The organism is Verrucomicrobiota bacterium (assembly GCA_027622555.1).
Lineage (GTDB): Bacteria > Verrucomicrobiota > Verrucomicrobiia > Opitutales > UBA2995 > UBA2995.
The window spans coordinates 1-5606 of sequence record JAQBYJ010000202.1 but is presented as its reverse complement, the minus strand read 5'-3'; the positions used below and the strand labels follow the sequence as shown (position 1 = coordinate 5606).

The 5606-nt window shown below is 49.8% G+C and carries 6 protein-coding genes; all 6 read left to right on the top strand.

Translation table 11 applies throughout. The features are described from left to right. Positions 1–290: 290 nt before the first annotated feature. Positions 291–617, top strand: a complete 327-nt coding sequence (locus O3C43_24510) for a hypothetical protein (GenBank protein MDA1069651.1) — start codon at positions 291–293, stop codon at positions 615–617. 607 nt (positions 618–1224) lie between these two features. Continuing rightward, complete coding sequence (locus O3C43_24505) at positions 1225–1353, top strand: hypothetical protein (protein ID MDA1069650.1); 129 nt, start codon at positions 1225–1227, stop codon at positions 1351–1353. A 125-nt stretch (positions 1354–1478) separates the two neighbouring features. Beyond that, a complete protein-coding gene (locus O3C43_24500) occupies positions 1479–2930 on the top strand; it encodes a transposase (protein ID MDA1069649.1) in 1452 nt (483 codons plus the stop codon). Positions 2931–3633: 703 nt separating this feature from the next. Then, entirely contained in the window at positions 3634–4176 is a 543-nt protein-coding gene (locus O3C43_24495; GenBank protein MDA1069648.1) for an RNA polymerase sigma factor, read from the top strand. Then, entirely contained in the window at positions 4173–5228 is a 1056-nt protein-coding gene (locus tag O3C43_24490; GenBank protein MDA1069647.1) for a FecR domain-containing protein, read from the top strand. The genes O3C43_24495 and O3C43_24490 overlap by 4 nt, the downstream gene beginning before the upstream one ends. Positions 5229–5317: 89 nt before the next feature. After that, positions 5318–5606: STN domain-containing protein (locus O3C43_24485; GenBank protein ID MDA1069646.1), on the top strand; the 289-nt coding region annotated here is incomplete at its 3' end.

Genomic DNA, 5606 nt, shown 5'->3' with positions numbered 1-5606 from the left:
CAATTCCCTTGTCAATATCCAAGATGTGACCCCTTTTCTCAATTCCAAGATGTGACCCCTTTTCTCAATTCCTTGTCAATATCCAAGATGTGACCCCTTTTCTCAATTCCAAGATGTGACCCCTTTTCTCAATTCATCTCCTGGTAACCTTCGCCCTGGTTCTCGCCAAACCCGTTTTTTCTTCACCAGAAGGAGAAGCCAATTACGCCATCGCCGCTCGCGTCTTTTTAGAAATACTCAACGAAGGAAAGATCGAATTGTATGATGAGCTATTTGCTGAAGATGCTCAAGTGCCCGGTAAACTTGGAATCGAGGGACACAAAAAGAAGCTCCAAAGTAATATATCCGACGGGTATCACTATGAAATACTGGAGTATGTAGCAGACCAAGAGAAGGTCTACCTAATGGGAAGAGTAGCCGAACCGTGGCCCGGCTTTGCGGTTCCATCCGAAACGAAAAAAACTCATTCCTTAAAAATCCATCACGAGTTAGTGTTAATCAAGGACGGCAAAATCTCTAAATTCGAATTTACCCCTTACCGCGAAGACCAGTTCAAAGAGCTTTCCGGCTTTCAAGGCTCTTTTGAGAAAATGGTGGAGGCCCTATCATCCAAATGAATCGGGAAGGGGAGGAAGGGCTCAATGTTAATGTTTTGCGTTTGACCCCCTGCAATGCCCTCCATATTGGGACTTTAGAGGAATTCGAAGCGGACATAATTAAACATCAGGCGGAGTTGATACAGCGCCATCGACATTAACGCATCAACGGTTGAAGGGTTGGCTTCACGGATTAATAGGGAATCAAGATTCTCAAGACCTCAAATCATTTAACAATTCAGGTCCTCGGTTTTGTCTGAGTGTGAGAAAGCGAAGGCACCCAAGAATAATAAGCACACACTTTCTTCAAGTTCCATTTAGCCCTTTAGAAATTTGGGCTACAGGGAAACCTCCGGTTTTGATATTTATTTTTGGGTTTTTTTATGAGTTAGAGGCTTAGCCTTCCCTTACATTTCGCGCAGGTTCATCCAAGCCGTGCTCAATCAGGAACTTATAAAGAGAAGATCCTGCTGGTAAGCCTCGGGAACCTTTAATGAGTACCTGATCAATTGCCATCCATGTTTCCCCGTTGGAACTTGGGATTTCACCTGAATGCTGACTTGGCAGTTTACCGTCATTGTCTTTGATAAATTCTTTTACCCATTCAATAATCTGTTCCCTATAAACTTTGAAAGCGAAGATCCGCCTGGAAAGCCTCGATAACCTCTACGAAGAGCATCATTTAAAGACTTCCAGGTTTCCCCATTCGATCGCGGTATTTCGCCTGAATACATCGTTGGCAAACGACCATCGTTAGCTTTGATAAATTCTTTTACCAAGAAGCGGGTGAAAGGGCCATCGGCAAGGCTGCGCAAGCAGCCCCACCGTGGCTTTTTCAATATGCCGTATGCTTTCGCAGCGGCTGCACCTATAAAAGGCGGGATGAAAACTAAAACCATATTCAAGAACCAAAGTCAAAAACTTCACGCCGCTTTTATGAAAGCGCAAAATCCAGGCAAAGTCCTGCTCGTTCCAGTCGACTTCGCCAAGCAAACGCATTACGCGTTCTTCTGTGACGGATACGGGCGGTATTTGAGAAAACCCTTCACCCTGCGCAACGACCGCGACGGCGTCGATTATCTCGTCGAAGCGATCGAGAAAACAAGAAAGACAAAAGACATCCGCAGCAAAGCCCAGGTCGTTATCGCCGGTGAGGATAGCGCCAGTTACACCCAGAACTTCATGCTCAGGCTGGCGGGCCATGGATACGTCACCATGCAGGTCAACGCACACGAGGTGCACCGTCAGGCCGAAAGCATCGACTCCTCAACAGACAAAACATCCCTTCAGGCCATCGCCAAGACGCTGCTCAATCGCAACGCCCGCGAGTTCGCCGTTCCCGGCGCTTACAAGCAACTGCGCGAGTTTACCCGACAACGCCGCCGACTCGTTCGCCAAACGACCGGAATTAAGAACCGGATACACACCCATGCCGACCGCCTGTTCCCCGGATTCCTCGCACCCAAATCCGCGATTCCCCCATTTTCCCACGCCAGCATCCAGCTCATGCACGGATCATTCTGCGCCGTTACTTTTTCCAAGAAACCACTGGCCAAACTACAACGTCAACTCGAACGCCTCGGCGTGAAAAATGCCGCCGAGACCGCCACCGCCCTCAAAGAACAGGCTAAGGGCTCCATCCCCGCCGACGCCGCCGTCGCCCGGACCAGCCATCAACTCCTTCAAGGCGAGCTCGACCTCTACCTCGCCCTCGAGCGCAACACCGCACTACTGGACCATGAGATAGCCCGGCAACTCGCCCGCACACCCGCCGCCTTCCTCACCTCCATACGCGGACTCGGCATCACGCTCATCGCCGCGATCATTGCCGAGACCGGAGACCTCCCCACCGCACGCCGCACCGATTGCATCAACGCCTACGCCGGCATCATCCCCAAAGTCAAACAGACCGGAGGCCCCGAATCCGAAGCCCGCGTCGGCGGCAAACGCCTACGCTTCAACCGCACGCTTAAGGACTACCTCCCCCAGGCCGGCAACCATCTCTATCTGCACGGACCCGTCGATCTGATGGACGACGCCCGCCGCCGCAAAGCTTCAGGAAAAGCCATCGAAACCGCCATGGCCCGCCGCCTCCTGCGCCTCGCCCGCCGTCTAATGAAGACTCACTTCATTTACCTGCCGGACCATCTTCGAAAAGACGGCGATGAGACCGACCATGCTCAGCGCGCCGGGTATATAGTAGAATCGTGGCCGGCGTTTCTTTGTAAGTGGAAACGCCTGGGGGTCGCAAACGAAGCTTTCGCCAAAGACTCGCCCTTGGGGATTTGGCGCAACACCGCGCAAGAAATTTATGAGATAAACTTACCGCTTTAGCTCCAGTGAATAGGACACTGGGATTTCACTCTCGGGTTCGGGACAATCGGAAGGCACATAATTGGAAGCCGCGGATCGCAGTTCAGTGTAATTGCGCTGTCCGACGGCACGGGTCAGAATGCCCCGTTGTTCCGGCCCATTGAAGCTATTTGCTCTAAAGCGCACAAGATACTTCGCCGCAATTTTCCATAATCCGACGGCACGCAACCAGTCCGCGCATTGGGCCGCAACCCCAACAAAAACGGGAATCCTCCGATTGGTTCCAACCCGTAAGCAAATCCACCTATTCGCTTAATTCAATTTGGCTATTTTCAGCCAAAGGACGGAGTGTGCCCAATTAACAAAATCGATTATTTTTGGAATTTCTTCTTGATACTCTGACCCTTTTCTATCTTTTCCAACTCCTGGATAAGTCGCGAGATCAATTCAGCTCGCTCGGAGGCGGATAACTTGTGTGCTTACTCACAGATTTCCTCAACATTCATGACCGTAAATTTTCATGAACCGAAGAACTGTTAGCAAGTTCTATCTCCGGAGTAACGGTTCTAAGCTTCCCGCAGGGTATGAATTCGGCCAGTAAGTGACAGATTATCAATAACTAGGAAATAAAATGAAATTTTTCTCCATTTTTTATTAACGGAACTTTGTTTCTAAATTGTTAACGGTTGAGAGGGGATATAGTTTTTGCCTTCGTTGACCTAAAATGTCCAATAGAGAAACAGAGCAATCCATATGGTTCGTTGATGCGGTCCTGCCTTTCGAGGCTGGGTTGCGGCGATGGATTAGATCCCGGTTTTCAGCCATTCGGGATGTGGACGACCTTATACAGGATACATTTTCACGGATACTTAAAGCGCACGATTCTGGCCCGGTACCGAATCCGCAGGCATTTCTCTTTGTGGTGTCGCGGAATTTGGCGATCAATCGTTTGCAGCGCATGAAGCTGGAGTACTCTCCTGAGGCCGAAGAGTTGGACCCGCTTGTTTTGGCGGATGAAATGGCGAGTCCCTTTGAATCCACGGCTTTACAAGAGGAAATCGACCAGTTGGTGTCCGCGATCCGGTCTTTACCCGAGCGATGTCGCCAGGTCATGACCTTAAGAAAAATTTACGGACTCTCGCAAAAGGAGGTGGCTGCGAAATTGGAAATTTCGGAGAACACCGTTGAGGTGCAGGTAGGTATAGGGATGCGCAAATGTACCGCCTTTTTCCACCAGCGAGGTTATAAAACTCGAGATACACGATGAAACATATTCCATCAGAATTTGATGAAAACTCTCCGATTGAGATAGCTGCTTCAGAGTGGTTAGCTCGGTTAGACCGTGGTCTGACGCCGGAAGAGCAAGATAGCTATACGGAATGGTTGGGCAAAAACGAAGCACATCGCAAAGCGATGTCACGGTACCAGAATGACTGGGACGATTTTGACCGCTTGGCGGGGATTCAATTGAAGCATCACGCCCGGATCGACCCGGATCTGTTGGCTCCGGAAAAAATGCCCGACCAAAAAGGCAAAAAGTTAATCCGGAATATTTTGGCGTTTTCGGCGGTTCCCATGGCGGCAATCATAGCTCTTGTATTTTACATCAACCTGTCCAAGCCGAAGGAACCGTCCGGGCTAAAACTTAAACCTGCCATAGAATTACTGGCCAGGATTGAACAGAGAACACTGAAAGATGGCTCTTTGATCGAGATTAATCGAGGGGCTGAAGTGGAAGTCGCCTATTCCGCATCCGAACGCCGTATATTTTTAAGAAAAGGAGAGGCCAACTTTGATGTGGCGAAGGATCCAAATCGACCTTTCATCGTCAATGTGGCCGGAGTCGATGTTCGAGCCGTGGGCACCATTTTCAGCGTCCGCCTTTCAGAGGATGAAGTGGATGTTATTGTGACCGAAGGCAAGGTGAACGTTAAGCCAACTGTGCCGCAGCCTTCCCCGGATACGCCCATTACAGACGCTTTTCTGGAAATTGGCCAGCGGGCCAAGGTTAAGCTGCATAACGAATCGTTGGTGGTCGAGGTGACCTCGATTAACGAGACGGAAATCAAAGAAGTCCACCGTTGGCAGCCACGCCTGTTGGATTACGATCAAATTCAGCTGGGAGAAATAGTGAAAGAGTTTAACAGAAGTAACCCGATTCAGGTAGTACTTAGTGATCCCTCGCTAGAGACCATCAGCCTGAGCAGCTCGTTCTGGTCGGACAACGTGGAGGGCTTTGTTCGCCTGATGGAGTCCAGTTTTGGCATGGAAGCCGAATGGCGGGGGAGTAGAGAGATTGTTTTGCGGGAAGCCCAATGATGTATTCAATTGTAGGAGCGGCTTTACGCCGCGATCTTCGGCAGACGTTATCGGGGGATTAACCCCCTCCTACAGAATCGCAACAACCCGTGAACAGAAATTCCATACGATCACACCGTCACTCGTTCCTACTGATTTTTGCTTTCGCTTGCCTTTGTACAATCTTCCTCACCGCCTGCACCGAAAAAGAAAAGCTACCCCTTGATATTCCTGAAGGTTTCGCCACCACCACACTCAAGGATTTTGCCCGCCAAACCAACGTGGAAATTCTGTTTGATCGTCAAAGCGTTTATGGGGTAAAAACGAACGCGGTAAAGGGGAAATATGATCCAGGTTCCGCTTTAGGTATAATGCTTAAGGATACACCACTTGGAGTTG